Genomic DNA, 1,036 nt, shown 5'->3' on the forward strand with positions numbered 1-1,036 from the left:
TGTCACAAACGTCTCTGGAATGATGAGACGTGAACAAACACCCCAGCCAGCACGCTGCCTGATTGTGCTCGACATAGGTTCCACTCGGAATCATCGAGCAGGCCGCCCCGGCCCTGCAATCTCGCCAGTCTCTGTGTCGCTCAAGGTTCGCCTCTGGGATGACAGCAATCGTTGACGGCGATTCGAATGAGCTGTGCAGACAAGTGCGGAAACTTGTGCGGGTGAGTACGGAAAATGACGTTGAACCTGTCCCGAAGTGTCTTGTGAACGATCGTTCCCCAACGCCACGTCGCAAAGCACAGAGCGTCTGCTAGTCGACGAATTCACAAGCCACCCGAGCAGGTCCCCGAGATCGCGGCTGCTCTGGAGCAAAGCGGCAGATCACCCTGGGCAACAAGCCTCAGTTTTCATCTGGCTTGAGCCACTATGCTCACGCCTAGTTTCATGAATGACCGACGACAGAAGGACCGACGAAGTGACCTCTGAAACATCTGTTCTGCTGGAGGCGATCAGCGTCCTGATGGATTGGGATTACCATCCCGAGGTTCGCGCAACACTTCGCTCAGTCGCTGGCAATGGGACCACGATCTTGACCTCGATCGTGGCGCTGCCCTCTGCGGAGACGTGGACGATCACGTACCCGGATGACTCCGCAGAACGCCGCGATGCGGACGGAATCTATACGCTCCGCTTAAGAGGCGCAGTCGTTGAAAGTTCGCCGCGAGATCCGCGACGCGTGCCGCCCGCGCTGTGGTTGATATTTCCGATGACGGCGCTCATCTGGGGGCGTCCACGTGATGGATGGAAAATGATCGGCGCAGTTCGGACAGGCAACCTCACCGAAATCTCATTGGAGCACGTCGAGCATCCGGATGTCTTGGCTCAACTCACTGTCGACCATGACCAACGCATGGCGACCAAATTCGTGACACCCTTCGATTCGATGGAGCTTCTGAACATTGGATAAGGCGCCGGGTATGCACTTAGCCAAGTACACACTTGGTGCCATTTTTCGCACCGCTTGAGCGCATCAACG

Annotated in this window: 1 protein-coding gene; it reads left to right on the forward strand. The window is 56.8% G+C overall.

The window, feature by feature from the left end; translation table 11 throughout:
• Nucleotides 1-448: 448 nt before the first annotated feature.
• Complete coding sequence (locus tag JF66_RS19580; RefSeq protein WP_156109947.1) at nucleotides 449-967, forward strand: hypothetical protein; 519 nt, start codon at nucleotides 449-451, stop codon at nucleotides 965-967.
• The last annotated feature ends 69 nt before the right edge of the window (nucleotides 968-1,036 follow it).

Source organism: Cryobacterium sp. MLB-32, assembly GCF_000738085.1.
Taxonomy (GTDB): Bacteria; Actinomycetota; Actinomycetes; order Actinomycetales; family Microbacteriaceae; genus Cryobacterium.